The sequence below is a fragment of the Actinoplanes lutulentus genome (assembly GCF_003259845.1).
GTDB classification, from domain to species: domain Bacteria; phylum Actinomycetota; class Actinomycetes; order Mycobacteriales; family Micromonosporaceae; genus Actinoplanes; species Actinoplanes lutulentus.
Genome location: NZ_QLMJ01000002.1, coordinates 661,937 through 685,524, shown reverse-complemented (window position 1 = coordinate 685,524; position 23,588 = coordinate 661,937). Strand labels below are relative to the sequence as shown.

The 23,588-nt window shown below is 70.3% G+C and carries 23 protein-coding genes; 7 read left to right on the top strand and 16 right to left on the bottom strand.

Features of this window, described 5'->3' with window-relative positions:
* Positions 1-31 precede the first annotated feature (31 nt).
* On the top strand, positions 32-1,234 hold the full coding sequence (locus B0I29_RS06470; protein ID WP_111648046.1) for an MFS transporter: 1,203 nt from the start codon (positions 32-34) through the stop codon (positions 1,232-1,234).
* Between the two features lie 496 nt (positions 1,235-1,730).
* On the opposite strand, the gene B0I29_RS06465 is transcribed toward B0I29_RS06470, so the two are convergent.
* From B0I29_RS06465 to B0I29_RS06455, 3 genes are read right to left on the bottom strand one after another with little or no spacing between them, the layout of a single operon-like run.
* The gene (locus B0I29_RS06465; protein ID WP_111647899.1) at positions 1,731-2,354 is read right to left on the bottom strand and encodes a hypothetical protein; all 624 of its coding nucleotides are present in this window, start codon (positions 2,352-2,354) and stop codon (positions 1,731-1,733) included.
* Positions 2,351-3,592 carry a DUF3500 domain-containing protein gene (locus tag B0I29_RS06460; RefSeq protein WP_181557711.1) on the bottom strand — a complete coding sequence of 414 codons (1,242 nt, stop codon included), beginning with the start codon at positions 3,590-3,592 and terminating at the stop codon, positions 2,351-2,353. Before B0I29_RS06460 ends, B0I29_RS06465 begins: the two co-directional genes overlap by 4 nt.
* A 20-nt stretch (positions 3,593-3,612) precedes the next feature.
* Positions 3,613-4,422 carry an inositol monophosphatase family protein gene (locus tag B0I29_RS06455; protein WP_245972268.1) on the bottom strand — a complete coding sequence of 270 codons (810 nt, stop codon included), beginning with the start codon at positions 4,420-4,422 and terminating at the stop codon, positions 3,613-3,615.
* A 101-nt stretch (positions 4,423-4,523) separates the two neighbouring features.
* On the opposite strand from B0I29_RS06455, the gene B0I29_RS06450 reads away from it, so the two are divergent.
* The 3 genes from B0I29_RS06450 to B0I29_RS06440 are packed head-to-tail and all read left to right on the top strand — an operon-like array spanning position 4,524 to position 7,372.
* A complete protein-coding gene (locus B0I29_RS06450; RefSeq protein WP_111647897.1) occupies positions 4,524-5,192 on the top strand; it encodes a TetR/AcrR family transcriptional regulator in 669 nt (222 codons plus the stop codon).
* Positions 5,192-6,982: an AMP-dependent synthetase/ligase gene (locus B0I29_RS06445; RefSeq protein WP_181557710.1), complete on the top strand. Its 1,791-nt coding sequence runs from the start codon at positions 5,192-5,194 to the stop codon at positions 6,980-6,982. The genes B0I29_RS06450 and B0I29_RS06445 overlap by 1 nt, the downstream gene beginning before the upstream one ends.
* 9 nt (positions 6,983-6,991) lie before the next feature.
* A complete protein-coding gene (locus B0I29_RS06440; protein ID WP_111647896.1) occupies positions 6,992-7,372 on the top strand; it encodes a VOC family protein in 381 nt (126 codons plus the stop codon).
* A gap of 4 nt (positions 7,373-7,376) precedes the next feature.
* On the opposite strand, the gene B0I29_RS06435 is transcribed toward B0I29_RS06440, so the two are convergent.
* The 3 genes from B0I29_RS06435 to B0I29_RS06425 all read right to left on the bottom strand — a co-directional run bounded on the left by B0I29_RS06435 (position 7,377) and on the right by B0I29_RS06425 (position 11,453).
* Positions 7,377-7,718 carry an STAS domain-containing protein gene (locus B0I29_RS06435; protein WP_111647895.1) on the bottom strand — a complete coding sequence of 114 codons (342 nt, stop codon included), beginning with the start codon at positions 7,716-7,718 and terminating at the stop codon, positions 7,377-7,379.
* On the bottom strand, positions 7,715-8,545 hold the full coding sequence (locus tag B0I29_RS06430; RefSeq protein WP_111647894.1) for an ATP-binding protein: 831 nt from the start codon (positions 8,543-8,545) through the stop codon (positions 7,715-7,717). The genes B0I29_RS06435 and B0I29_RS06430 overlap by 4 nt, the downstream gene beginning before the upstream one ends.
* A 145-nt stretch (positions 8,546-8,690) precedes the next feature.
* Positions 8,691-11,453 (bottom strand): DEAD/DEAH box helicase, encoded by a 2,763-nt coding sequence (locus tag B0I29_RS06425; RefSeq protein ID WP_111647893.1) that lies wholly within the window; start codon positions 11,451-11,453, stop codon positions 8,691-8,693.
* A 77-nt stretch (positions 11,454-11,530) separates the two neighbouring features.
* On the opposite strand from B0I29_RS06425, the gene B0I29_RS06420 reads away from it, so the two are divergent.
* Positions 11,531-12,265, top strand: coding sequence for an HAD family hydrolase (locus tag B0I29_RS06420; RefSeq protein WP_375790608.1), 735 nt, complete (start codon positions 11,531-11,533; stop codon positions 12,263-12,265).
* A 107-nt stretch (positions 12,266-12,372) separates the two neighbouring features.
* Here the strand turns inward: B0I29_RS06420 and B0I29_RS06415 are convergent, their stop codons facing one another.
* From B0I29_RS06415 to B0I29_RS06390, 6 genes are all read right to left on the bottom strand, one after another.
* Positions 12,373-13,272 carry a diacylglycerol/lipid kinase family protein gene (locus tag B0I29_RS06415; RefSeq protein WP_111647891.1) on the bottom strand — a complete coding sequence of 300 codons (900 nt, stop codon included), beginning with the start codon at positions 13,270-13,272 and terminating at the stop codon, positions 12,373-12,375.
* Positions 13,273-13,311: 39 nt separating this feature from the next.
* A complete protein-coding gene (gene tatC, locus B0I29_RS06410; protein WP_375790614.1) occupies positions 13,312-14,274 on the bottom strand; it encodes a twin-arginine translocase subunit TatC in 963 nt (320 codons plus the stop codon).
* Between the two features lie 21 nt (positions 14,275-14,295).
* Positions 14,296-14,646 carry a Sec-independent protein translocase subunit TatA gene (tatA, locus tag B0I29_RS06405; RefSeq protein WP_111647890.1) on the bottom strand — a complete coding sequence of 117 codons (351 nt, stop codon included), beginning with the start codon at positions 14,644-14,646 and terminating at the stop codon, positions 14,296-14,298.
* A 134-nt stretch (positions 14,647-14,780) separates the two neighbouring features.
* Positions 14,781-15,023 (bottom strand): hypothetical protein, encoded by a 243-nt coding sequence (locus B0I29_RS06400; RefSeq protein WP_111648042.1) that lies wholly within the window; start codon positions 15,021-15,023, stop codon positions 14,781-14,783.
* A 54-nt stretch (positions 15,024-15,077) separates the two neighbouring features.
* Positions 15,078-16,040 carry a helix-turn-helix transcriptional regulator gene (locus tag B0I29_RS06395; protein WP_111647889.1) on the bottom strand — a complete coding sequence of 321 codons (963 nt, stop codon included), beginning with the start codon at positions 16,038-16,040 and terminating at the stop codon, positions 15,078-15,080.
* Positions 16,037-17,020 (bottom strand): helix-turn-helix transcriptional regulator, encoded by a 984-nt coding sequence (locus B0I29_RS06390; protein ID WP_111647888.1) that lies wholly within the window; start codon positions 17,018-17,020, stop codon positions 16,037-16,039. The genes B0I29_RS06395 and B0I29_RS06390 overlap by 4 nt, the downstream gene beginning before the upstream one ends.
* A 59-nt stretch (positions 17,021-17,079) precedes the next feature.
* Here B0I29_RS06390 and B0I29_RS06385 point away from each other — a divergent pair, with 59 nt between their 5' ends.
* Both B0I29_RS06385 and B0I29_RS06380 read left to right on the top strand, forming a co-directional pair.
* Positions 17,080-18,033: a cation diffusion facilitator family transporter gene (locus B0I29_RS06385; RefSeq protein ID WP_181557709.1), complete on the top strand. Its 954-nt coding sequence runs from the start codon at positions 17,080-17,082 to the stop codon at positions 18,031-18,033.
* Between the two features lie 11 nt (positions 18,034-18,044).
* Positions 18,045-19,127, top strand: coding sequence for a DUF3866 family protein (locus B0I29_RS06380; protein WP_111647886.1), 1,083 nt, complete (start codon positions 18,045-18,047; stop codon positions 19,125-19,127).
* Between the two features lie 3 nt (positions 19,128-19,130).
* Here the strand turns inward: B0I29_RS06380 and B0I29_RS06375 are convergent, their stop codons facing one another.
* The 4 genes from B0I29_RS06375 to pafA all read right to left on the bottom strand — a co-directional run bounded on the left by B0I29_RS06375 (position 19,131) and on the right by pafA (position 23,462).
* Positions 19,131-20,585, bottom strand: coding sequence for a GGDEF domain-containing protein (locus B0I29_RS06375; RefSeq protein WP_245972264.1), 1,455 nt, complete (start codon positions 20,583-20,585; stop codon positions 19,131-19,133).
* Positions 20,586-20,923: 338 nt separating this feature from the next.
* Positions 20,924-21,574: an O-methyltransferase gene (locus tag B0I29_RS06370; RefSeq protein WP_111647885.1), complete on the bottom strand. Its 651-nt coding sequence runs from the start codon at positions 21,572-21,574 to the stop codon at positions 20,924-20,926.
* 169 nt (positions 21,575-21,743) lie between these two features.
* Entirely contained in the window at positions 21,744-21,956 is a 213-nt protein-coding gene (locus tag B0I29_RS06365; RefSeq protein ID WP_146616730.1) for a hypothetical protein, read from the bottom strand.
* 147 nt (positions 21,957-22,103) lie between these two features.
* A complete protein-coding gene (gene pafA / locus B0I29_RS06360) occupies positions 22,104-23,462 on the bottom strand; it encodes a Pup--protein ligase (protein WP_111647883.1) in 1,359 nt (452 codons plus the stop codon).
* Between the last annotated feature and the right edge of the window lie 126 nt (positions 23,463-23,588).

Genomic DNA, 23,588 nt, shown 5'->3' with positions numbered 1-23,588 from the left:
GACCGTTTCCCTCCTGGCTCGAGGAGCTGTTTTGCGTACCCTCCTCCCGCGCCTCGGCGCGGGCTTCAACCGTCTCTGGACCGCGTCGGCGGTCTCCAACCTCGGCGACGGCCTCACCATGGTGGCCGGCCCGCTGCTGCTCGCCTCGGTCACCGGCAACCCGATCCTGATCGCCGGCGGCGTCTTCGCCCAGCAGCTGCCCTGGCTGCTGTTCTCCCTGCTCAGCGGGGTTTTCGCGGACCGGCTCGACCGTCGCCGCCTGATCGTCGCGGCCAACCTGGGCCGAGCGGCGGCGCTGACCGTCCTGACCGTCGCGGTCGGATTCGGGTTCGCTTCCGTCGTCCTGATCTACCTGGTGCTGTTCATCCTCGGCACCGGCGAGACCCTGGTCGACACGGCCGGCGGCGCGATGCTGCCCCAGCTGGTCGCGCCGGCGGATCTGCCCCGCGCGAACGCGAGGCTGAGCGCGACGTTCACGGTCGCGAACCAGTTCGCGGCGAAGCCACTGGGCGCATGGCTGTTCGGAATCGCCGCGGCCGTGCCGTTCGGCGTCGACGCGGTGAGCTTCGCGGTGTCGGCCGCCCTGATCTTCTCCCTCCCCTCACCCGGCGTTTCGTCCGTTATGCCGCGTCGCTCCCTGCGCAAGGACATCGCCGAAGGGTTGCGCTTTCTGCATGGAGATCGCCTCTTGCGTACGCTCGCCGGCGCGATGGGCCTCGGCAACATCGCGTTCTGTACGGCGTTCGCGGTGTTCGTCCTCTACGCCCGGCACCGCCTCGGCGTCTCCGATGTCGGCTACGGCCTGCTGCTGACCACATTCGCCATCGGCGGCCTGCTCGGCGCGGCGCTGGCGTCCCGGGTGACGTCCCGCTTCGGCGCGGCGGCGGTCCTGCGCACCGGCCTGCTGGTGGAGATCCTCACCCACGTGGTCCTGGCAACAACAACACACGCGTGGGTAGCCGGCACGGTCCTGATCCTGTTCGGCGTCCAGACGGTGGTCTGGGGCGTGATCACGTCGTCGCTGCGGCAACGCCTGGTCCCGAACCACCTGCTGGGCCGGGTGAGCAGCGTCTACGCCCTGCTGGAGACCGGCGGCGCGGCAATCGGAACCCTGCTGGGCGGGGTGCTTGCCCAGACATGGGGCCTGACCTTCCCGTTCTGGCTGGCCGCAGCAGCAATGACAGCAATCCTGGCCGCAGCCTGGACCCCAATAGCCCAGGCCACCCGCCCCTGACCCGCTGCCACCGCCGCCGCCACCGCCGCTGCCACCGCCGCTGCCGCCGGCGCCGGTGCTGCCGGTGCCGGTGCCGGTGCCGGTGCCGGTGCCGGTGCCGGTGCCGGCGGGCTCGGGCGCACGTTGCTTGGGGACGCACGGTGGACTCGGGCACACGCTGCTTAGGGGCACACGGTGAGCTCGGGCGCACGTCGCTGGGAGCGCACGGATGCTCGGATTTGCGTGGATGAAGTCGCACGGTTGCGGATTGTGCGACTTCATCACGGCCAGGGCGTAGACCCGGGCACACGGTGGCGTTATGTGCGACCTGACCCACGCCGCGACCCGACCCACGCCCCCGTCCGACTGGCGCTCCGCGCATGCCCCGACGCACCACGGACCCGACCAGACAGGCAGCCCCGCCGCAGCTCCAGACCCCCGACCAGAACAGGCAACGCCCCCCACAGCTCCCCACGCCCCGAGCAGAACAGGCAACGCCGCCTCGGTTTCGTGGCCGTCAGCTGGTGGACGTGCGCCTTCGCCTTGCCACGAACGCCGCTGACCCGCCGATCACGACGGCCGCCGCGGCCACTGCGGCCACTGCCAACTCCGCCACCTGCTCGGCGTCCAGGCCGAAGCTCGACACCGCCCCCCGACCACCCCCGCCGACATCCACCACCAGCGGCGGGATCGTCATCGTGCGGTTGTCCATCCGCACCACGCCCACTTCGCGCAGCCCACCCCGAACCCGCACCGAAACCACGACCACATGCGTGGCCACCTGGTGCACCACCGCGTCGTACCCCAGCACGAACCGGCCCACCGCCCCGCCACCCGGCGGCGTCAGCCTCGCCGAGGCGACCACCTCACGGTACGAACCGGACTGCTCCGTCCCCACCTCGTCGATCGACACCTGCCACGGCACACCGTCCTCGGTGACCGGCCGCAGGTGAGCACTCAGATAGGACCGGACGTCAGCGCCACTCGCGAGCATCAGCTCCTCAGCGGGGATCCGGATCGACGCCGACACCGACGACTCCCCCATCTCCAGGACGACCGCGGAATCCGGCATCGGGTGCGCATACGCCGGCGGCGGCGACCCGAGAAGGAGCGCCGCCGCCACGAGAACCAGAACGATCATGAGAAGGAGAACTCGCCGCCGTAGTCACGGGTGTGGTCGCGATAAACGGTGTGGTAGTGGATCTGGTTCTGGATGACCACGCCGTCCTGGCAGACGAACTCCACCCACACGCTCGGCCCGTCGATGCGTACGTAGTCAGCGTGCGCTTCCAGAGCCGTCGTGCCGGACCAGCCGATGTACGTCTTGTCCAGCTCCTCCTCATACGTAGCGAGCAACGAGGTCGCCGTGGCGTCGTCGGCGCCCGCCACCCACGGCTCGATCGCGGCGAGGACCAGCTTCTTCTGGGCGTCGGTGAGCGAGCTGACCGCGAGTCCCTGCTTGGTCTCCGGGAACTGCCCGTCCTTCTGCGGCCCGACCAGCACGTCGGTGAAGGTCTGGCTGAGCTTCGCCTTCTTCAGCTCGGCGGCGCTGAGGCTGCCGGTCATGGCGAGCAGCGCCTTCTTCATGTCGGCGAGCGGCGCGTGCGTGGTGCCGGCGTCGGTCCAGCTGGTCGGCTCGACCCCGACGAAGAACGGGGACGCTCCGATGACTTTTCCGGATTTGTACGTCATGTGGATCGCCAGGTGGTGCCCACCGAAGTTCAGCTGCCACGTCCCGGTCACACTCGGCGCGCCCAGGAAGGCCAGGTAGTAGAGGCCGCTCCCGTAGCCACCACCACTGCTGTCCCCACCCGGACCGCCCGAGGATCCCGGACCACCAGACATGCCCCCGCCAGGCCCGCCGGAAAAGCCAGGCCCGCCGGAAAAGCCAGGCCCTCCGGAGGAGCCAGGCCCGCCCGAGGAGCCAGGACCCCCGGAGGACGACGAGGAAGACGACTGCGCATCCGCCAGGTAATCGTCGGCGAGCAGCAACTGCTCCACCCGCGCATACCCCGAATCCGTCTCCGCCCCGAGCGCCGTCTTCAGCACACTCTTGGCCGCCGCCAGCTGACTCGCGTCAAGGTCGGAGAACGCGATACCCGGCCGGCACGTCGACCCGCACGGCAGGTTCGACCACGCGACCGCGTTCTCCTCGGTGAGCTCCAGCTGCACCTCGGCCTTCTGGTCGTCGTCCAGCGTGGTGAGGAACGCCTCGGACGCCTCGACGACGCCGGCCACCGACTTCTCGTACGACTTGACGGTCGCCGACGAGCTGGCACTGGTGCTCGCCTCGTCGTCGCCGCTGTCACCGCATCCGGCGGAGGAGACGAGCAGGACCGCGGCCGTGGCCAGACCGAGCCACCTGCGGACGTGAGTCACGGAAAACTCCTAAACGACGGTTACCGCCCAGTAAAACCATCCCGGACCGTACCGCCCCCGGTGACGACTTTCAGAGCTTCGTCCCGCAGTTCCCGACTCCGAGCGAAGATCGACGCTCCCGGGCCCGGCCGCTCGTTCCCGTCGAACCCCGCGTAGACGCCACCGGCCTCGGCCACGATCAGCGACGTCGCTGCGAAGTCCCAGATCTGCCCGCTGGTCTGCGCTGCCAGATCGAGATCACCGCGCGCCACGAGCAGGGGCGGATGCAGCGGCCACGGCCGCTCATCCGCGCGGGCGATCAGCGCGGCGGCCGGCTCGCGCCCCCAGTCGGGTACGACCCCGAGCGTCGCCGCATCCAGCGAAGGCGCCGCCCCGCCGGCCACCGAGATCCGCACCGGATCCACGATGCCCCCGTCCCGGAGGCCTCCCTCGTACGCTCCGGAACCGAGCGCGGCCCACCAGACGCGCGACCGCGCGGGAACGACAGCGACCCCCGCCGTGATCGCGCCCTGTTCCTCGAGGGCCACGAGCACGAGCCATCGGTCGTCGCCTTCGACGAAGAGGGCCGTCCCGTCGATCGGATCGATGATCCAGCGCCGCCCGCTGTCGCTGCCGGTGGCGCCGTGCTCCTCGCCGAGGATCGCGTCGTCCGGCCGCGCCTCGCCGAGTACCGCGCGGATGGCCGTCTCGACCGCCCGATCAGCAACGGTCACGACCGACCCGTCGGCCTTGAGTTCACGGGGCAGGTCGGCCACCGCGGCGAAGTGCTGGAGGGCGATCTCGGCTCCGGCGAGCGCCGCCGTCTGTGCGATTTTCAGATCTTCTGTCACGGTTCCCATCCTGCCGGGCCGCGGTCGAGGGCTTGTCCAGTGACGCGAGAACAGCGTGGCAAGATTGAAGTAACATCGCGTACTTAAATGGGGCGAACAACTTGCTGGAGCCGATCACCAGCGGCGTCGTCTTCACCACGCCGCCGTCGCTGCCCCGCGGCCGGCACGTGCTGAGCCGCGATGAGGTGACCGCCGCGCAGCGCGAGCGGATGCTGATCGCCGCGACCGAACTGCTGGCCGGCGTGGGTTACCGAGGCTTCGGGGTGCGCGAGATCTGCTCCCGCGCGGCGGTCTCCCGGGCCGCGTTCTACGAGTGCTTCGCCGACAAGGACGCCTGCGTCTACGCGGCCTACGACCGCTTCATCGCGGTCTTCCTGCACCACCTCGCCGACAGCGGCGCCGCCGGCTCCGACTGGCCGGGCTGCGTGCGCGCCTTCGTCACGTCGTACCTCGGCACCCTGCAACGCGACCTGGTCGCGGCCCGCGCCTTCCAGGTGGAGATGGACGCTCTCGGACGCGCGGCGCGCGAGCGCCGCCGCGCCGCGCTCACCGATCTGGCACGCTTCGTGCGCGACCTGCGCTCCGAGCGCTTCCCGGGTACGCACGAAGAGGTCCCGTTCAGTGCCTACCTAGGTGCCATCCACGCACTACGGCAGAGCGCTTCGGACGCCCTCGACGCCGGCCCCGAACCCGACCTCTCGTTGCTGGTCGACGAACTTTCCAGCTGGCTCTGCCGCATGGTGGACGTGACACATCCGAAGGAGAACTGATGGCCCAGGAGTGCGCCGCGCCGGCGGCCGAGGAAGCGCTCGTCGCCGAGCTGCGACGAAACAGTCCGTCCTCGTTCGGGGCGATGTTTCTGGACCGCGCCGCGCGTACCCCTGATGGTCCTGCCTATCGCACGCCCGGCGCCGATGGACGCTGGGTCTCGCGCACGTGGGCCATGACCGCGGAAGCGGTCACCGAGATCGCTGCCGGCCTGATCGATCTCGGACTACGGCCGCAGGACCGGGTGGCGATCTGCTCGGCGACGCGGGTGGAGTGGATCGAGGCGGACTTCGGGGTGATGTGCGCGGGCGGCGCGACCACGACGGTCTATCCGAGCTCCTCGCCCGAGGAAGTGCTGCACATCCTCACCGATTCGGGCAGCAGGTTCGCGTTCGTGGAGAACGCCGGCCACCTCGCCAAGATCCTCGCTGACGGCTCCCCGGTGGAGCAGGCGATCCTGATCGACGGCGAGGCCGAGGGCGCTCTCAGCCTGCGGGAGGTGCGCGAGCGCGGCCGGGCGAAATTAGCCGAAAATCCGGACCTGGTCGCAGCGGCCACCGCCGCGATCGGGCCGGACGACCTCGCCACCCTGATCTACACCTCCGGTACGACCGGGCTGCCCAAGGGCGTGCGGATCGCTCACGACGCCTGGGTCTACCAGGGCCTCGCCATCCAGGCCATGGGCATCGTGCACCCCGACGACCTGGGTTATCTCTGGCTGCCGCTCTCCCACGCGTTCGGCAAGGCGCTGCTCTCCTGTCAGCTCTCGGTGGGCTTCGAGTTCGCCGTCGACGGCGACGTCAGCAAGATCGTGCAACGGCTCACCGAGGTACGCCCGACGATCATGCCGGCCGTCCCCCGGATCTTCGAGAAGGTGTACGCCGGTGTCGCCGCGACCATGGAACGCGAGGGTGGGCTGAAGGCCCGCCTCTACACCTGGGCCATCGGGGTCGCGAAGCGGCGCGGCGTCCTGCTGCCGATCGCCGACCGGCTGGTGCTGTCCAAGGTCCGGGACCGTTTCGGCGGCCGGATGCGCTTCTTCATCTCCGGCGCCTCCGCCCTGTCCCCCGAGATCGCCGAGTGGTTCGACGCGATCGGCCTGCCGGTGGCCGAGGGCTACGGCCTCACCGAGTCCTGCGCCACCACGATCTTCAACCGGCCGGACCGGCCCGAGTACGGCACGGTCGGCCTGCCGCTGCCGGGCACCCGGGTACGGCTCGGCGAGGACGGCGAGATCCTGCTCCAGGGCCCCGGCATCATGCAGGGGTACCACGAGATCCCGGAGGCGACCGCGGCCACCCTGGTCGACGGCTGGCTGCACACCGGCGACATCGGCGAGATCACCGCCCGCGGCTCGCTGCGGATCACCGACCGCAAGAAGGACCTGATCAAGACGTCGAACGGCAAGTACGTCGCGCCGCAGGCGATCGAGGCCCGCTTCAAGGGTGTCTGCTCCCTCGCCGGTCAGGTCGTGGTGCACGGCGAGAACCGCAAGTTCATCACCGCCCTGATCGACCTGGACCCGGACGAGGCCCGCAAGTGGGCCGGCGCGCACGGCATGAAGGACGCGTCGCACGCCGAGATCGCCCGATCGGCCGCTCTCCGCGAGGAGATCTCCCGCTGCCTCGACGCGCTGAACGCCACGCTCAACTCCTGGGAGACGATCAAGAAGTTCGTGGTCCTCGAGGAGAACCTGGACATCGAGGGCGGCGACCTGACCCCTTCTCTCAAGCTCCGTCGCAGAGTTGTAGAGAAGCGTTATCAGTCGCAATTGGACAGTCTGTATACGTAGAGTCGCGGTATGCATCGCAGCCGCCTATTCGGCATCTTCATCGACACCCCCCTCGCCGACGCCGGCGCCGCCGCCACGTTCTGGTCGGCGGCGCTCGGCTCGACCGCCAAGCCGGTGCCCGGCGAGGAGGAGTTCATCGCCCTGACCGGCGCGTTCCCCGGCCTGGCCGTGGACGTGCAGGCGGTCGACGACACCCCGCGGTACCACCTCGACATCGAGACCGACGACGTCCCGGCCGAGGCGGCCCGGCTGATCGCGCTCGGTGCGGTCGTCGAGGTGGACAACGGTGGCCACCAGACGCTGCGAGCGCCCGGCGGCCACCTGTTCTGCGTGGTGCCGGTGCAGAGCGAGGGCGACCTGTTCGACCGCGAGGCCCGCACCTGGGACTAGATCCCTAATGCAGGTGGAACAGGTCGGCCGCGCGGGTCGCCCGGAGCAGCCACCGCAGATGTGGCTGCGGGGCGTGCAGGTGGCAGGTCGCCTGCCGCGCCTCGGCGACCCGCCGGGCCGCGACCAGCATCCGCAGCCCGGCCGCGTCGCAGAAATCCACCCCGGCCAGGTCGATGTGGATCTGCCGGACCGGCACACCCAGCCCGAGCAGGTCGTGGACCTGCGTGAGGTCGTAGAGCTGCGACTGCAACGCCGTCGCCGACATGGCGTCCAGGCTGCCCTGCAGCGTGATCAGCAGCCGGTCGCCGTCACGTTCCCCGGCGATGCGAGTTCCAGGAAGACTCACGTCATCTCCTCGGGACGAGCACGGACGATCGCCCACACCAGCTTGCCGCTGCGGGCCGGCAGCGCGCCCCAGGCCGACGCCGCCGCGTTCACGATCCGCAGCCCGAGGCCGCGGTCGACCAGGGACGGCCCGAGCGGGCCGGCGACCGGGTCACGGACCCTGGGCAGGATCAGGTCGCCGTCGTACACGGCCAGGTGCAGCGCGCCCGACCGTCCCGATCCGCGCATCGACACGATCACCTCGATGTCCGAGCCGGCGTGCTCGGCCGCGTTCACCACCAGCTCGGAGATGACCAGCCGAGCCCGGTGGCACAGGTGCTGGAGCTCCCACTCCTGACAGGCGTCGTTCACCAGCGCGCGGGCCAGCACCGCGGCGCCCGGGTCGGGGGGCAACGCCAGATGCATCCGGCCCGGCACCGGATGCGGATGGGTGAGGGCGGCGCGGGCCTGAGCGACGGTCGCGTTGAGCACCAGCCAGTCCCGGGCGCCGAGACGCCGCAGACGGCTGGCCAGCGGCGCGTTCGCCTTCAGGCAGACGGCGACCGTGACCGGTGGCCGCATGGCGGCGCCCTGAGCGCAGGCCGTCAGCCAGAGCGACGCGCTGACCGCCTGCGCGTCGCTCAGCTCGTGCAGGTCCACGATCATCCCGGTCGGGTGCTCGGCCAGGCACTTGTCCAGCACCATCCGTGCCTGTGTGGACAGCGCCCGGTCCCACTCGCCCCAGACCGAGAACTCGATGACCGCCGTCTCGGAGTCGATGACGGCCAGCACGGAGTCGGTCACGGCGTCATCGGACCAGCCGATCAGATGCGGCGAACCCGCCCCCATGTGCCCGCCTTCCGGCGAATTGCAATCAGCTGTGTCGATACTGCCGCCGCAATTCTTGATTTATCCGGAAGACAGCGTCAACGGAGATTCACCATCCGCCACGAAGCAGTCCACGTCACCGGTCAGGCAACAGGACGGAAACCACTCACAAACCCCGCTGCATCGCGAGCACCCCTCTGTTCACCGCGGTGATCGCCTTGCGGGCGGTCTCCTTGACGCTGGGCGACGCCGAACCCGCCTCTTTGATCTGTCCGAGCAGGTCAAGCACCTGACGCGCCCAGCGCACGAAGTCACCGGCCGGCATGTCCGCGTCGTGCTGACCGCTGGCCAGCACCCGGGCGAGTGGCTCACCGCGGGCCCACCGATACATCGGCCAGACGAAACCGGGGTCGGGCTCCCGGGTCAGCGACAGACCGTTGTCCGCCTCGTCGGCGGCGATCTCACCCCAGAGCTTGGCGCAGGCGTCGACGGCCGCGGTGACCGAGCCTTTCGGCACCGAGGCGCGGTCCTCGCCCTCGCGGCGCGACTCGTAGAGCACCATCGAGACGGCGGCGGCCAGTTCGTCCGGTGCGAGGCCGTCCCACACGCCCTGCCGCAGGCACTCGGCGACCAGCAGATCAGCCTCGGACCAGATGCGCCCGAGCATCCGCCCGTGACTGGTCACCTCGCCGTCGGCGGAGAGGTAACCCCGGGCGGTGAGCACCGCGCAGACCTGGTCGAACGTGCGGGCCAGTGAGCCGGTGCGCCCGGCCACCTTGTCCCGCAGGGCGTCGGTGTCGCGCAGCAGCCGCTGCCGCCGCTCGGCCATCCGGGCGTGGTCCTCACGCTCCGCGCAGGCGTGACACGGGTGCTCGCGCATCTGCACCTTGAGCAGCGCGATCTCGGCGTCCTCGCCGGGCATCTGCCGGCCACGCTTGCGCCGCTGGTCCGGATGACGGTCCAGACCGGTCGCGCTCACCTGCGCGGCCAGGTCGCGGCGCGCCGCCGGCGAGCGATGATTGAAATTCTTGGGTACGCGCACCCGCGCGAGCACGTCGACCGGCCCGCTGAACTCGGCGGGGCTGACCCGGCCGGCCCAGCGGTCCTGGGTGAGCACCAGCGGCCGTGGCTCGCCGAACCCGCTGTCGGACGGCTCCAGCACGACGGCCAGCCCGGCCCGGCGACCCTGCGGCACCCGGATCACGTCGCCGGCCCGCAGTTTCTCCAGACCGTCGACGGCCGCCGAGCGGCGCTGCGCCACACCCTGACGGGACATCGATTTCTCCCGGTCGGCGATGGCGACCCGGATGGCGAAGTACTCCGCGAAGTCGCCGTGGTGACAGGAGGCGTCCTCGGAGTACGTCTGCATCGTCTCCACGTTGCGCTGCACCTGACGGGCCAGGCCGACCACCGACCGGTCCGCCTGGAACTGCGCGAACGACGACTCCAGCAGGTCCCGCGATTTCTCCGCACCGACCGTGCCGACCAGGTTGACCGCCATGTTGTACGACGGCCGGAACGACGAGCGCAACGGATAGGTGCGCGTGGAGGCCAGGCCGGCCACCTGCCGCGGGTCGATGTCGGGGCTCCAGAGCACCACGGCGTGGCCCTCGATGTCGATGCCCCGACGCCCGGCCCGGCCGGTGAGCTGCGTGTACTCCCCCGGGGTCAGGTCGACGTGCGCCTCGCCGTTGAACTTGACGAGCCGCTCCAGCACGACACAGCGGGCCGGCATGTTGATGCCCAGCGCCAGGGTCTCGGTGGCGAAGACCGCCTTGACCAGGCCGCGGACGAAACACTCCTCGACCGCCTCCTTGAAGGCGGGCAGCATGCCGGCGTGGTGGGCGGCGACGCCGCGCTCGAGGCCGTCGAGCCACTCCCAGTAGCCCAGCACCGACAGGTCCTCGGCCGGGATGCTCGACACCTTCGCCGACGCGATCCGGCGGATCTCGGCGCGCTCGTCGGGATTGGTCAGTCGCATGCCGCCGGCCAGGCACTGCTGCACGGCGGCGTCGCAGCCGTTGCGGCTGAAGATGAACACGATCGCCGGCAGCAGCCCGGCCCGGTCCAGCCGGTCGATCACCTCGGCGCGCGGTGGTGGCTGCCAGCGCCGGCCACGCCCGCCGCCGCCGCGCCCGCTCCACCCGGTCGCGGCCCGGTCGCCCAGGTCGAGGCGCCGGTCCATCTCCCGCGTGTACCGCAACAGCTCGGGGTGGACGTCGTGCTTTTTCGCCGCGTCGGCGTCGTGGAACAGGTCGAACATCCGGCGGCCGACCAGCATGTGCTGCCAGAGCGGCACCGGCCGGTGCTCGCTGACCACCACCTCGGTCTCGCCGCGGACGGTCACCAGCCAGTCGGCGAACTCCTCGTAGTTGCTGACCGTGGCGGAGAGCGAGACCAGCGTCACCGACGCCGGCAGGTGGATGATCACCTCTTCCCAGACCGCGCCGCGGAACCGGTCGGCGAGGTAGTGAACCTCGTCCATCACCACGTACGCCAGGTTGCGCAGCGCGTCGGAGCCGGAGTAGAGCATGTTGCGCAGCACCTCGGTGGTCATCACGACCACCGGGGCATCACCGTTGATCACACTGTCACCGGTGAGCAGGCCGACCTTGTCAGCGCCGTAACGGGCCACCAGGTCGTGGTATTTCTGGTTGGACAAGGCCTTGATCGGGGTGGTGTAGAAACACTTGCGCTGGCCGGACCGCAACGCCAGGTGCACGGCGAACTCGCCCACGACGGTCTTGCCGGCACCGGTCGGCGCGCAGACCAGAACGCCGTTGCCCCGCTCCAGCACCTGGCAGGCCTCACGCTGGAAGTCGTCCAGGTCGAAGCCGACATCGAGCATGAAATCCTCGAGCTCCGGGAACTCGGCGACCCGCGCCGCCCGCTTCTTGGAAGCCGCATACCGTTCGGCGGGACTCGTCATGACCCAACATTAGTTCGTGCGTATGACAAATCGCAGCACGGTGGTGGCCGTCGGAAGGGTCACAGGGCATCGGTATCGTGCACCACGTGCCGGATGCCAATCACCCTCCACATACCGCGCGGCCGGTCGAGGCGGTCCTGTTCGACTTCCACGGCACGCTCGCCCAGGTGGAGGATCCTTTGACCTGGGTCGTCGCGGCAGCGGCCGCGTGTGGCCGCGAGCTCGACCGGGGCAAGGCGACGATTCTGGCCGACCGGCTGCTGACCGCGGGACGAGCGGGCGGCCCGATGCCGTACCGGGTGCCACCCCAGCTCGCTGAGTACTGGGCCGACCGCGATCTCTACGAGCACAGTCACCGCGCCGCCTACACCGGCCTCGCATCGACCGTGCACACCGACGTGGAGGGTCTCGCCGACGCCCTCTACGACCGTCTGCTCCGGCCGGACGGCTGGTTGCCGTACCCGGACACCGAGCCGACCCTGCGCAAGCTGCACGACGCCGGCATCAAGATCGGCGTGGTGAGCAACGTCGGCTTCGACATCCGCCCGCACTTCGCCGCCTGGGGCCTGGACTCGCTGGTGGACTCGTTCGTCCTGAGCTTCGAGGTCGGCCGCACCAAACCCGACCCGGCCATCTTCCTGCGCGCCTGCGGCCTGCTCGGCGCCGACCCGGAACGCACCCTGATGGTCGGCGACACCCCGGCCGACGCGGGCGCGGTCAACGCCGGCTGCTCGGTCCTGGTCATCCCGGCCGCCGAGGCCGGCCGCGCCAACGGCCTGGCCGCCACCCTGTCCCTGGCCGGCTGCCCCTAACCGCACTCCCCCAGCCCACCCGGCGATCACTGTCCCGCCCGCGTGTCGCGTTGAGGTGCGGATCGCGCCCGCAATCGACACGCCACGGCGCGAGCTCTCCCGGTGATTCAGCGCAGCAGGCGTAGCGCGCCCGGGACGCAGGTGATGTCGAGGGGCAGGGCGCCGATTCGCTCGCCGTCCGCGTACCCGATGATCCCGGCCGTCGCCAGACGGACCTCGCGCCCTCGCAGCACGGTGACCCGCGCATCGCTGATGTGGGTGCCGTGGCGCAGCCGCGGCTTGAGCTGGGCGACGCCCAGCCTCCCCAGGCGCGACGCGAAGATCACGTCGAGCAGCCCGTCGGTGGGATCGGCGTCCGGTGCGATCCGCATGCCGCCGCCGTAACTCGCGCAGTTGCCCACCGCGACGATCTCGCCGCGGAACCGGTGCTCGACGCCGTCGAGGGTGATCACATAGTCCCGCGCCCGCAGACGCGCCAGTTCCAGGACGATCGCGAGGTCGTACCGTCGCGGCCCGCGCGGCCTGCGCATCCGGTTCGCCCGCTCGTTGACCAGCGCGTCGAACCCGGCCGCCAGCACCGCACAGAACCACCGCTGCTCACCCTGCGCGTCCCGGGTCCGGGCCAGATCACAGCGGTGGGCGCGCTCCTCGCGCAGCGCCAGCCCGATCGCCTCCGCAGCTTCCAACCCGGCCATGGGTACGCCCACCGCACTCGCGAAGTCGTTACCGGTACCCGCCGGCACGACCCCGAACGGCACCTCGGTCCCGGCGACCGCCTGCAATGCCCGGTGCACTGTGCCGTCCCCGCCGACCGCGACCACCGCGGCGGCCCCGTCGGCGACCGCCCGATGGCAGGCGAGCTCCGCTTCCGCACCGGTGCCGGCGTCGAGAATCCGCACCGGCCGGCCGGAGACTCCGAGGGCGTCGACAACCCCGGGAAGCAAACCGCGGTGCCGGCCACGCCCCGCCGAGGGGTTGGCCAGCACCGCGATGAAACTGCTCGTCATGGCGGCAGACGGTATACCGCCCGCCACCAGCGACCTAACTCAGGTCATGTCGTCGAATCTGCGTTCGATCGGCAACGGCCGTTCGACCGCTGACGGACCGTCGACCGCCGACGGCGCCTCGATCGGATCGGAGGCGCCGACCGGCACCTTCTCCTCCGGGAGTTCCGAGATCGCGTCGTCGTCGAGACCCTCGTAGAGCTCCTTGCCGCGGCCCTTGCGCTTGTCGTTGAGGAACGCGACAGCGACCGCGATGAAGTACAGCAACGACATGCACGCGGCGAGGAGCGTCATGCCGAACGGCCCCGGGTCCGGTGTGGCGATCGCGGAGAACGCGAACGACAGGAAGACCACCGCACGCCACCAGCTGAGCAGTCGCCGGGCCGAGACGACCCCGGTGAAGTTCAGCATGAGCAGCACGAGCGGGAACTCGAAGGCAACACCGAACAGCAGGATCATCGTGGTGACGAACCCGATGTAGGCGGTGACCTCCAGTTGCTGGGATTCCTCCAGCACGCCGGCTTCCATGATGAACGCCAGGCTGTGCTCGACCACGAAGTACGCCAGGACGGCGCCACCGGCGAACAGCGGCGCGGCGATCGCGACGAAGACGTAGGCCCACTTGCGCTCGTGCCGGTGCAGGCCGGGCGCGATGAAAGCCCAGAGCTGGAACAGCCAGACCGGTGCGCCCACGATCAGGCCGACCCACAACGCGATCTTCAGCTTGAGGATCAGACCGTCGGTGGCGCCGAGCGTCAGGTAACGGCACTCCTTGACGCCGTCGGCGTTGAGCACCCAGGAGCTGTCCAGATTGCAATACGGGCCACTGAGCAGGTCGAAGACGTAGTTCGACACGATGAAGCCGACGATCAGGCCGGCCACGATGCCGATCGAGGCCCAGAACAGCCGGTTACGGAGCTCCCGGACGTGCTCGATGAGCGTCATCGAGCCGTCGGCCGCCTGCTGGAACTTGGTCGGCTTCTTAGGTTTCCGCCGCAGGCTCAGGCTCAGTGCCATCGGGCCGGGTCAGCGGTCGTTGGTGCGCTGCACCGGGTCGACGAAGGGCTGCGCCGGCGGCTGCTGCGGCTGCTGGTAGCCCGGCTGCGGCTGCTGGTAGCCCTGCGGCGGCGGCGCCTGCTGGTAGCCGGGCTGCTGGTACGGCTGCTGGACCTCGCCGTTCAGCGGGGTGCGGCTGTGCTGGGGCTCCGCCTTCTCCGCGACGTTGTTGTCGTCATCGACGAGTCCCTTGGTCTCGGCCTTGATGATCCGCAGCGAGCGCCCGAGGGAACGCGCCGCGTCCGGCAGTCGTTTCGCGCCGAAGAGCAGCACGAGCACGACGACGAGAACGATGATGTGCCATGGCTTGAGGGCGCCCATGGAATGACTCCAGTCGGTCGGATCAGGTTGCGGGGTCCATCGTACGTGTGGATTCCTGGGAATCTGCTTTCCGGATGCCCTGGGATTCTCAAGATCTTGCTAAGTCTCGGACAACAGGGAAGGAACCCCCTGCGTCAGCGGCCCAGGTTGGCCTTGATCTGCGTGATCGAGTCCTGAGAGCGCTCGGCCCGCTGCTGAAGGCCCAGCACGGTCTGCTGCAACTGTTCAGCCGCGGCCTGGAGCGTCAGCGCCTCTTCCTGGCGGCGCTGCAGCTTCATCGCGGCACGGCGGAGCTCCGGCACCCGGCCCAGCAGGCGCATGGCGACCGAAACCAGGACGATCAGCGCGATCGCGCCCACAACAATCCAGACCCACATCAGCACCCGGCCACCCTACCCGGCCCGCGGTTGCCACGAAGCGAGGCGGAGCCGCTAGCTCGGCTCGGCGTATTGGTCGAGGGCAGTCGTGGCCTGCGCGCGGATCCGGTCCAGCAGCTCCGGCGGACCCAGCACGGTCACGTCGCGGCCCTGGCCGGCGAGGAATCGCTGTGCCCAGCCCAGGTCGGTGACCCGCATCGTGACCAGCCACTCGGCGCCGTCCCGCTGCACCTGTTCGACCGGGTAGTACTCGGTGATCCAGCGGCTGCCCCGGCCCACCCGCATGGTGACCAGCGGCAGCTCCGGACCGGGCCGGAAGACACCGGCGCTGACGTCCTGCGGTTTCGCCTCCAGCGGCGGCACCGACGGCTCGGCCAGCTCGGTGAACGCGTCGATCCGGTCCACCCGGAACATCCGGGTCCCCTCGGCGCGCCGGCACCACGCCTCCAGATAGGCCGTGCCGCCGACCATCAGCATCCGCATCGGGTCGACGACCCGCTCGGAGGTCTCGTCGCGGGCGGCCGTGTAATAGGTCAGCAGCAGGGCGTGCCCGGAGTCGACGGCCGAGCGCACCTCCTCCAGCTTCTTCTGGTTGGCCGGCAAGCGGACCGCGACCGGGGCGTCGGCCAGGTCACCGGCCGCGCTCTCGATCTTGGCGAGGGCGCCCTCGATCGCGTCCCGGGTGCCGATGCCGGGCGTCTCGGCGAGCATCCGCAGCGCCACCACCAGGGCGAGCGCCTCGTCGGGGTTGAGGCGCAGCGGCTTGTCGATGCCGGCGTCGTGGCTGATCGTCACCCGGTCGCCGTCGAACGCCATGTCGATCAGGTCGCCCGGACCGTAACCGGGCAGGCCGCACACCCAGAGCAGCTCCAGGTCCTCGCGCAGCTGTTTCTCGGTGACACCCAGGTCACCGGCCGCTTCGGCGACCCGGATGCCGGGACGGGCCAGAAGGTACGGAACCAGGTTCAGCAGCCGGCCCAGCCGGTCGGCCGAGGTGCTGTTGCGCGGCGCGGTCACGGCGTCACCAGCTCGTGCCGGGCGACCAGTTCCTTGAGGTGCTGGATCACCGCGTCCCGTAGCTCCGGCGGCCCGTCGGCGCGCACGTCCGGGCCGTACCCGGCGATCCGTGACGCCAGCCAGTCCACGTCCCCGTACGCGATGGTCAGCTGGTCGCCGTCGGCGACCGGAACCGACTCGCGGGCCATCCGCCGCAGGCCGGCCGCGCGCCCCGGGCGGACCGTGACCAGGGCCCGGCCGTTCCGCGCGATCGGGCCGGACGAGCGGGCCACGTGGCTGATCAGGTCGGCGTCCTCGGGGGGCGCGAACGCGTCCGGGCGGCCGGTCGCCTTCACGTCGCCGACGATGCGGGACAGCCGGAAACAGCGGGCGGCGTCGCGGTCCCGGTCGTGGCCGACCACGTACCACCGGCCGCGCCAGCAGACCACGCCCCACGGCTCCAGGCGGCGGGTGTTCGGCTCGTCGCCCTCGGGTGTGCGGTACTTGAACGTCACCGCGCGCCGCTGCCGGGCCGCTGTGGTGAGCGGCCCGAACGCCGGGTCGACGGTGACCACCGGCTCCACGCCGAGGGTGGCCTGCGGGTCGACCTCGACACCGGCGGCTCTCAGCTTGGCCAGCCCGGAGGAGGCGGCCGCGGCGAGGCCGGCGTGCTGCCAGAGGCGGGCCGCGATGCCCACGGCGGCGGCCTCGTCGGGTTCGAGAAGGATGTCCGGCAACGCGTACTCACGCTGGGCGATCCGGTAACCGGGCTCCTGGTCGAAGATGCTGGCCGTGCCGGTCTCCAGGGGAACACCGAGCTCGCGCAGCTCCGCTTTGTCGCGCTCGAACTTGCGCTGGAACGCCTCGTGATCGCGGGGATCGGCGGGGTCGTGCTCGTAACCGGGCACGGTCGCGGCGATCTGCGCGGCGGTCAGGAACCGTCGCGTCGAGAGAAGACAGATGACCAGATTTACCAGGCGCTCGGTGCGAGTGCGCGACACGAGAGGCAACGCTAGCAGCCTCGTCACACGGGCGGTTATCCGCCAATGGGCGGGGGAAGATGGCAGCCGTGACTGAACCCGCGCAATCCGAGAGCGTCGGCACCGTCGTCGTCGCCGGAGCCGCCAACCTGGCGATCGCCTTCGCGAAACTGGTGGCCGGTCTCACCTCCGGCTCCGCCGCGATGCTCTCCGAGGCGGCCCACTCGTTCGCCGACACCGTCACCGAGGTCTTCCTTTACGTCGCGCTGCGGCGCGGTTCCCGCCCCGCCGACGAAGAACACCCGTTCGGGTACGGCAAGGAGAGCTGGGTCTGGGCGTTCATCGCCGCGCTGTTCACGTTCGTCGGCGGCGCCGGATTCTCCATCTACCACGGCATCGACACGATCATCGAGGGTGAGGAGAGCGGGCCGTACCTGGCGTCGTACATCGTCCTGGCCGTCTCGTTCCTGGCCGAGGGCGCCTCGTTCCTGAAGGCCCGCCGGCAGGTGCGCACCGAGTCCAGCCGGTGGAACGTGTCGACCCGCCGGTTCCTGCGCCTCACTCCGGACACCACGGTCAAGGCCGTGTACTTCGAGGACTCCGCCGCACTGATCGGCCTGGTGCTCGCCGCCGCCGGACTCGGCCTCGCCGAGATCACCGGCAACGCCCTCTGGGACGGCCTCGCCTCGATCCTGATCGGTCTGCTGCTGCTCGTCGTCGCGGCGGTCCTCGCCAAGAGCAACGTGACGCTGCTGGTCGGGCGCGCGGTCCCGCCCCGGCTGCACGACCAGATCGCCGAGGACATCGCGTCGATCGGCGTCGTGACCGCGGTGCCGACCCTGTTCACCATGCAGATCGGGCCGGACGACATCCTGGTCGCCGCGAAGGTCGACTTCGCCGACGACGCACCCGGCTCCGAGATCGAGAAGGCCTCTGACGAGGCCGAACGCCGGCTGCGGGCCCGTTACCCCGAGATTCGGTACGTGTTCCTCGACCCGACCCGCGGCGGCTCTGAGGATTCGGCCGGCTTGTAGGGTCAGCCGTCATGGTGCGTTGGCGGTCCGGAACGGTCCTTGCGGTGCGGCGGAGCTGGCGCGGCGCCCTCGAACTCGACGTGGAGACCACCGGCGGCCCGCTGCGCGCCCTCGCGTACCCCGGCCTGGTCGGCACCCCCGAGCCCGGCGACCGGGTGCTGCTCAACGTCGGCGCGCTCGTGATGGGCCTCGGCACCGGCGGGTACGCCCTGGTGGTCACCCTGCCCGACCGGCTGCCCGCCGACCCGGAGGTGGACGGCGGCACCCGGGACAGCGGTCACCTGGTGAAAGCCCGGTACACCCCGCTGCAGGCGATCCTGCTCGGTGTCGACGAGGAGGCCTCGCCGCACCGGCCGGTGATGGAGGCCGCGTCCTCGATCGACGGCATGCCGGTGGTCACCGCTGATCTGCACTCGGCGCTGCCCGCGATCCTGGCCGGCATCCACGCCGACCGCCCGGAGGCGTCGGTCGCGTACGTGATGACCGACGGCGGGGCCCTGCCGGCCTGGTTCTCCCGGACCCTCGACGGGCTTCGCGACCACCTCGCCGGCACCGTCACCACCGGCCAGGCGTTCGGCGGCGACCTCGAAGCGAGCACCGTGCACACCGGGCTGCTCGCCGCCCGGCACGTGCTCGGCGCGGACGTCACGATCGTCGCCCAGGGTCCCGGAAATCTCGGCACCGGCACCGCCTGGGGTTTCTCCGGGGTGGCCCTCGGTGAGGCGATCAACGCGATCGCCGTCCTCGGTGGCCGGGCTGTCGGCTCACTGCGGATCTCCGACGCCGACGGCCGGGAACGGCATCGTGGAGTGTCACATCACAGCGTTACGGCGTACGGGAAAGTCGCTCTTGCGAGCGCGGACCTGGTCGTGCCGGACGGTCTGGAGTCGCAGTTGGCCGCGGAGGTCGACGCGGCGCTCGCGCCGCTCGGCGAGAGGCACCGCCTGGTCCGCGTGGGGGTTGACGGGCTGGATCGGGCGCTGCGGGAGTGCCCGGTGCCGCTGTCGACGATGGGCCGCAAGCTGGACCAGGACCACGCCTATTTCCTGGCGGCCGCGGCCGCGGGCAGGCACGCGGCGTCGCTGCTCTCCTAGTCTTCATCCGGCCTGCTGCATCGTCCAGTTGTCGGAGGCCAGCTCCACCCGGCTGCGGCCGTTCGCCTTCGCCACGTAGAGCGCCGCGTCCGAGCGCTTCAGCAGCTCGTCGGACGTCTCGCTGCCGTCCCAGAGCGCGACGCCCGCCGAGAACGTCTGGCCCAGCGGCGTGGACTCCAGCGCCCGGGCCAGGATCTGCCGCGCCTCGGCCGCGCCGGCGCCCGGCAGCAGGACCACGAACTCCTCACCGCCGTAGCGCGCGATCAGATCGACCTCGCGCAGCGCCGAGTGCCAGGCCGCGGCGGCCGCCTTGAGCAGCCGGTCCCCCGCCGGGTGGCCGTGCGTGTCGTTGAAGACCTTGAAGTGGTCCAAATCGAGGAACGCGACGGCCACCGGGGTACGGTCCCGGCGGGCACGCTCCAGCGCCCGGGGCAGCTCGTCGTTCCAGGCGCGCCGGTTCGGCAGGCCGGTCAGCTCGTCCGACCGCGCCAGATCGCGCACCTGCCGGGCCTGCCGCTCGGTCTCCCGGACCAGCATCGCCATCCGCACCACGACCAGCAGGAACAGCGTCGTCGAGCCGAACACCAGCGCCCAGCCGTTGACCACCGTGCCGTGGTGCAGCTGCACCGCGAGCAGCGCCGGGGCGATCAGCGACGCCCCGGCGAGCAGCGCCAGCAGCCCTCGTCCCAGCCGGGCCGGCGGCGTCTCGGCGGCGGCCGCGACCTGCCGCGCGTCGGCGTGCAGCGCGGCCACCCCGAACAGCAGGAACCCGATCAGGAACACCGACTCGAGCGGCCGGCGGAACCAGCGCGCGTTCTCCAGCATGACCCCGAACTCGCCCAGGTTGCCGAGCACCACCCACGCGGTGTCACCGATCAGGAACGCCGCGAGCGCGCCGGTGATCAGCCAGAGCGAGGGTCCGCGGCTGCCGCCGCTCCGCAGCAGCCGGGTCATCATGCCGATCAAAAGAAGATCCCCGATCGGGTACGCGACCTGAGTGGCGTGCGCCCAGCGGTTCATCCGGTCGCCGAGATCCTGTGGCTCGATGACATAGACCCAGGCCAGCAGCCCGAACCCGGTGGTGATCGTGGCAGCGTCGACAAGCGCGGTCCAGTCCCGCCGCCGGTCCCGGCGCCACACGAGCACGCCGAGCCCCAGCGCGCACGCGGGATAGAGCCCGAGGAAGAACGGGTCCGCCGGCGTCGGCAGGTCCAGAAACCCGAAGTAGATCTCACCGACCACCGACACCGGGATCCCGGTGGTGTTGAGGAACACCCCGGCCGCGAAACACCACCACGGCAGCCGGTCGGCCCGCGGCAGCCGGTGCGCGCCCAGGAGAATCGCGGCGGTGGCCGCATATCCGGTCGTGACCTGCCAGACGGTACGAACCCAGACGTTTTCCGGCAGCATCAGATACCCGGTGATCGCGAGCACCGCGACCACCGAGAAGAGACGCACAGCACCGCGCTCACTCGACACAGGTTCAAGGAGACGTCATCCAGGGCGAACCCGAAGTTCCCCACCGGGGGCGATCAGGTTGCCATCCCACCCGAGGCCCCGCAGCACCCCGCCACCCGCCACTCGCCGCCGCCCAGGCCGAGATCTTGTGAGCTTTCGCCGCCACGCGAGCCGAAAGCTCACAAGATCCCGCACGAAGCCCAACGCCGCCGCCACCCCCACGAAGATCTTGTGAGCTTTCGCCGAGATACCAGCCGAAAACTCACAAGATCGCGCAGCCGAACGGCGGCAGGAGGGCGGACGGCGGACAGACGGCGGACAGACGGGCGGTCAGTTGGCTACGAGCGCCTGCGGACCAGCGTCACCCCGTCGCGGACCGGGAGCATCACCGACTCGACGCGATCATCAGTGACGATCGCGTCGTTCAGGGACGCCACCGCGCGGCTCGACTCGTCGTGCGGGTCGAGGACCTCGCCCCCGCGCAGCACGTTGTCGATCACCAGCAGGCCGCCCGGGCGCAGCCGCGGCACGATCTCCTCGTAGTACGCCGGATACCCCGTCTTATCCGCGTCCAGGAACACGAAGTCGATCACGGGATCGGAGTTCAGCGATCGCACCGTCTCGATCGCCGGTGCCAGGCGCAGCTCGATCCGGTCGTCGAGGCCGGCCTTCGCCCAGTACGCCCGCGCCACGCTCGTCCACTCGTCGGAGACGTCGCAGGCGAGAAGCCGCCCGCCCGGCCGCAGCGCCCGGGCGATGCAGATCGACGAGTACCCGGTGAACGTGCCGATCTCGACGGCGTAATCGGCGCCGGTCAGCTGGACCAGCATCGTCAGCAGCGCGCCCTCGTCGTGCGACACCTGCATGCCGGCGGCCCCGGGCGGAAATTTCGCATACGTCTCCGCGGCGAGCTCCCGCAGGAGTTCGTCCGCGGGGGTGCAGTGGTCGAGCAGGTAGTCGGATACGGCCGGATCAACGATGTCTGCCATACCTGAACACAAGCACGCCACACACTCCGGACGAAACCACGGGGGTGACAGAAAAGAGCGCAACCGCTCACGCAGGCCGCCCGGTGCGGCGAGCGCAGCGAGGCCGCGCCGGGCCCTCGGCGGGAGCAGCGGTCCGTACCCACCACCCCGCTGCGACCGGAGTTTGATCTTAAGAAGTGACGATCAGGTAAGCCCAGCCGGCCAGCAGCAGCGCGAGAGCCGTGACATAGACCCACGTCGGGATCTTGTGATTGCCGGCGCGGTCTTTCTGGATCTGGCGGTAAACGCGCTCACGACGGCGCTGAAGACGCCCCCAGCGCACCTCGTGCTCGGTGCTCTCAGGAGGTTCGGGAGGCAGGGAAGGCTGGCCAGGGTAAGTCATAACCTGGCCAGCGTAACTGAGCCACCGGCTCCGCTTCGCTCCGCAGGCGGTCGCCTTGTAACCGGTGGGATGGTAGGTGGTTTCCGGCACCGCAAACCCCGCGGCACCGCAAACCACCTGCCATCCCACCGGCGGCGACCGCCGTCGTCACATGCTGGCGATCAGCCGCTCCACTCGCTCGTCGTACGCCCGGAACGGGTCCTTGCAGAGCACTGTCCGCTGCGCCTGGTCGTTGAGCTTGAGGTGCACCCAGTCGACGGTGAAGTCGCGGCGCTTCTCCTGCGCGTGCTTGATGAACTCGCCGCGCAGCCGCGCCCGCGTGGTCTGCGGCGGCGTCTCCTTGGCCTCGTAGATCTGCAGGTCGTTGGCGATCCGGTCGACCTGCTTGCGCTTCTCCATGAGCGCGTAGAGCCCGCGGCCGCGGCGCACGTCGTGGTACGCCAGGTCCAGCTGCGCGATCCGCGGATGCGACATCGGGATCTCGTGCTTGGCCTGGTACTTCTCGATCAGCTTGTACTTCGACACCCAGTCGATCTCGCGGGAGACGGCGTCGAGGTTGCCGGTCTCGACCGCGTTGAGCACGCGGCCCCACAGCTCGACGACGCGTTTCGCGACCGGGTCGCCGCCGCGGCGCTCGACGAACTCGGTGGCCTTCGCCAGGTATTCCTGCTGGATGTCGAGGGCGGAGACCTCTTTGTTGTTCGCCAGGCGGATCTTGCGGCGGCCGGTGATGTCGTGGCTGACCTCGCGGATGGCCCGGATCGGGTTCTCCAGGGTCAGGTCCTTCATCACCACGCCGGCCTCGATCATGCGGAGCACGATGTCGGCGGCGCCCACCTTGAGCAGGGTGGTGACCTCGTTCATGTTCGAGTCGCCGACGATGACGTGGAGGCGGCGGTACCGCTCGGCGTCGGCGTGCGGCTCGTCGCGGGTGTTGATGATCGGGCGGCTGCGCGTCGTCGCGCTGGAGACGCCTTCCCAGATGTGCTCGGCGCGCTGCGAGAGGCAGAACACCGCGCCGCGCGGCGTCTGCAGCACCTTGCCCGCGCCGCAGATCAGCTGGCGGGTGACCAGGAACGGGATCAGGACGTCGGCGAGACGACCGAACTCGCCGTGCCGCGACACGAGATAGTTCTCGTGGCAGCCGTAGGAGTTGCCGGCCGAGTCGGTGTTGTTCTTGAAGAGGTAGATCTCGCCCGCGATGCCCTCGTCGTGCAGACGCTTCTCCGCGTCGACGAGCAGGCCTTCCAGGATCCGCTCGCCGGCCCGGTCATGAGCGACCAGATCGGTGACGGAGTCGCACTCGGGGGTCGCGTACTCGGGGTGGGAACCGACATCGAGGTAGAGGCGTGCGCCGTTGCGAAGGAACACGTTGCTGCTGCGTCCCCAGGAGACCACTCGGCGGAACAGGTAGCGGGCCACCTCGTCCGGAGACAGCCGCCGCTGCCCCCGATAGGTGCACGTGACTCCGTACTCGGTCTCGAGGCCGAAAATTCGCCGTTCCATGTCAGAACACTAGCCTCAAAAAACGGTTCAGCGGCAGTCACAACTCGCTCTTTCCCGCACACACCCCGCGACGGGCGCGCCAGGCGCGCCCGCGCAGGCTCCATCGTGGGTACGCGTAAAAGCACA

What these genes read in the sequence shown, in the direction of transcription:
- pafA (WP_111647883.1), bottom strand. Translation starts at nt 23,462, where the DNA reads ATGGAACGGCGAATTTTCGGCCTCGAGACCGAGTACGGAGTCACGTGC.
- B0I29_RS06370 (WP_111647885.1), bottom strand. Translation starts at nt 21,574, where the DNA reads ATGGCAGACATCGTTGATCCGGCCGTATCCGACTACCTGCTCGACCAC.
- tatA (WP_111647890.1), bottom strand. Translation starts at nt 14,646, where the DNA reads ATGGGCGCCCTCAAGCCATGGCACATCATCGTTCTCGTCGTCGTGCTC.
- B0I29_RS06465 (WP_111647899.1), bottom strand. Translation starts at nt 2,354, where the DNA reads ATGATCGTTCTGGTTCTCGTGGCGGCGGCGCTCCTTCTCGGGTCGCCG.
- B0I29_RS06425 (WP_111647893.1), bottom strand. Translation starts at nt 11,453, where the DNA reads ATGACGAGTCCCGCCGAACGGTATGCGGCTTCCAAGAAGCGGGCGGCG.
- B0I29_RS06440 (WP_111647896.1), top strand. Translation starts at nt 6,992, where the DNA reads ATGCATCGCAGCCGCCTATTCGGCATCTTCATCGACACCCCCCTCGCC.
- B0I29_RS06365 (WP_146616730.1), bottom strand. Translation starts at nt 21,956, where the DNA reads ATGACTTACCCTGGCCAGCCTTCCCTGCCTCCCGAACCTCCTGAGAGC.
- B0I29_RS06380 (WP_111647886.1), top strand. Translation starts at nt 18,045, where the DNA reads ATGGTGCGTTGGCGGTCCGGAACGGTCCTTGCGGTGCGGCGGAGCTGG.
- B0I29_RS06385 (WP_181557709.1), top strand. Translation starts at nt 17,080, where the DNA reads ATGGCAGCCGTGACTGAACCCGCGCAATCCGAGAGCGTCGGCACCGTC.
- B0I29_RS06400 (WP_111648042.1), bottom strand. Translation starts at nt 15,023, where the DNA reads ATGTGGGTCTGGATTGTTGTGGGCGCGATCGCGCTGATCGTCCTGGTT.
- B0I29_RS06430 (WP_111647894.1), bottom strand. Translation starts at nt 8,545, where the DNA reads ATGGGGGCGGGTTCGCCGCATCTGATCGGCTGGTCCGATGACGCCGTG.
- B0I29_RS06415 (WP_111647891.1), bottom strand. Translation starts at nt 13,272, where the DNA reads ATGACGAGCAGTTTCATCGCGGTGCTGGCCAACCCCTCGGCGGGGCGT.
- B0I29_RS06445 (WP_181557710.1), top strand. Translation starts at nt 5,192, where the DNA reads ATGGCCCAGGAGTGCGCCGCGCCGGCGGCCGAGGAAGCGCTCGTCGCC.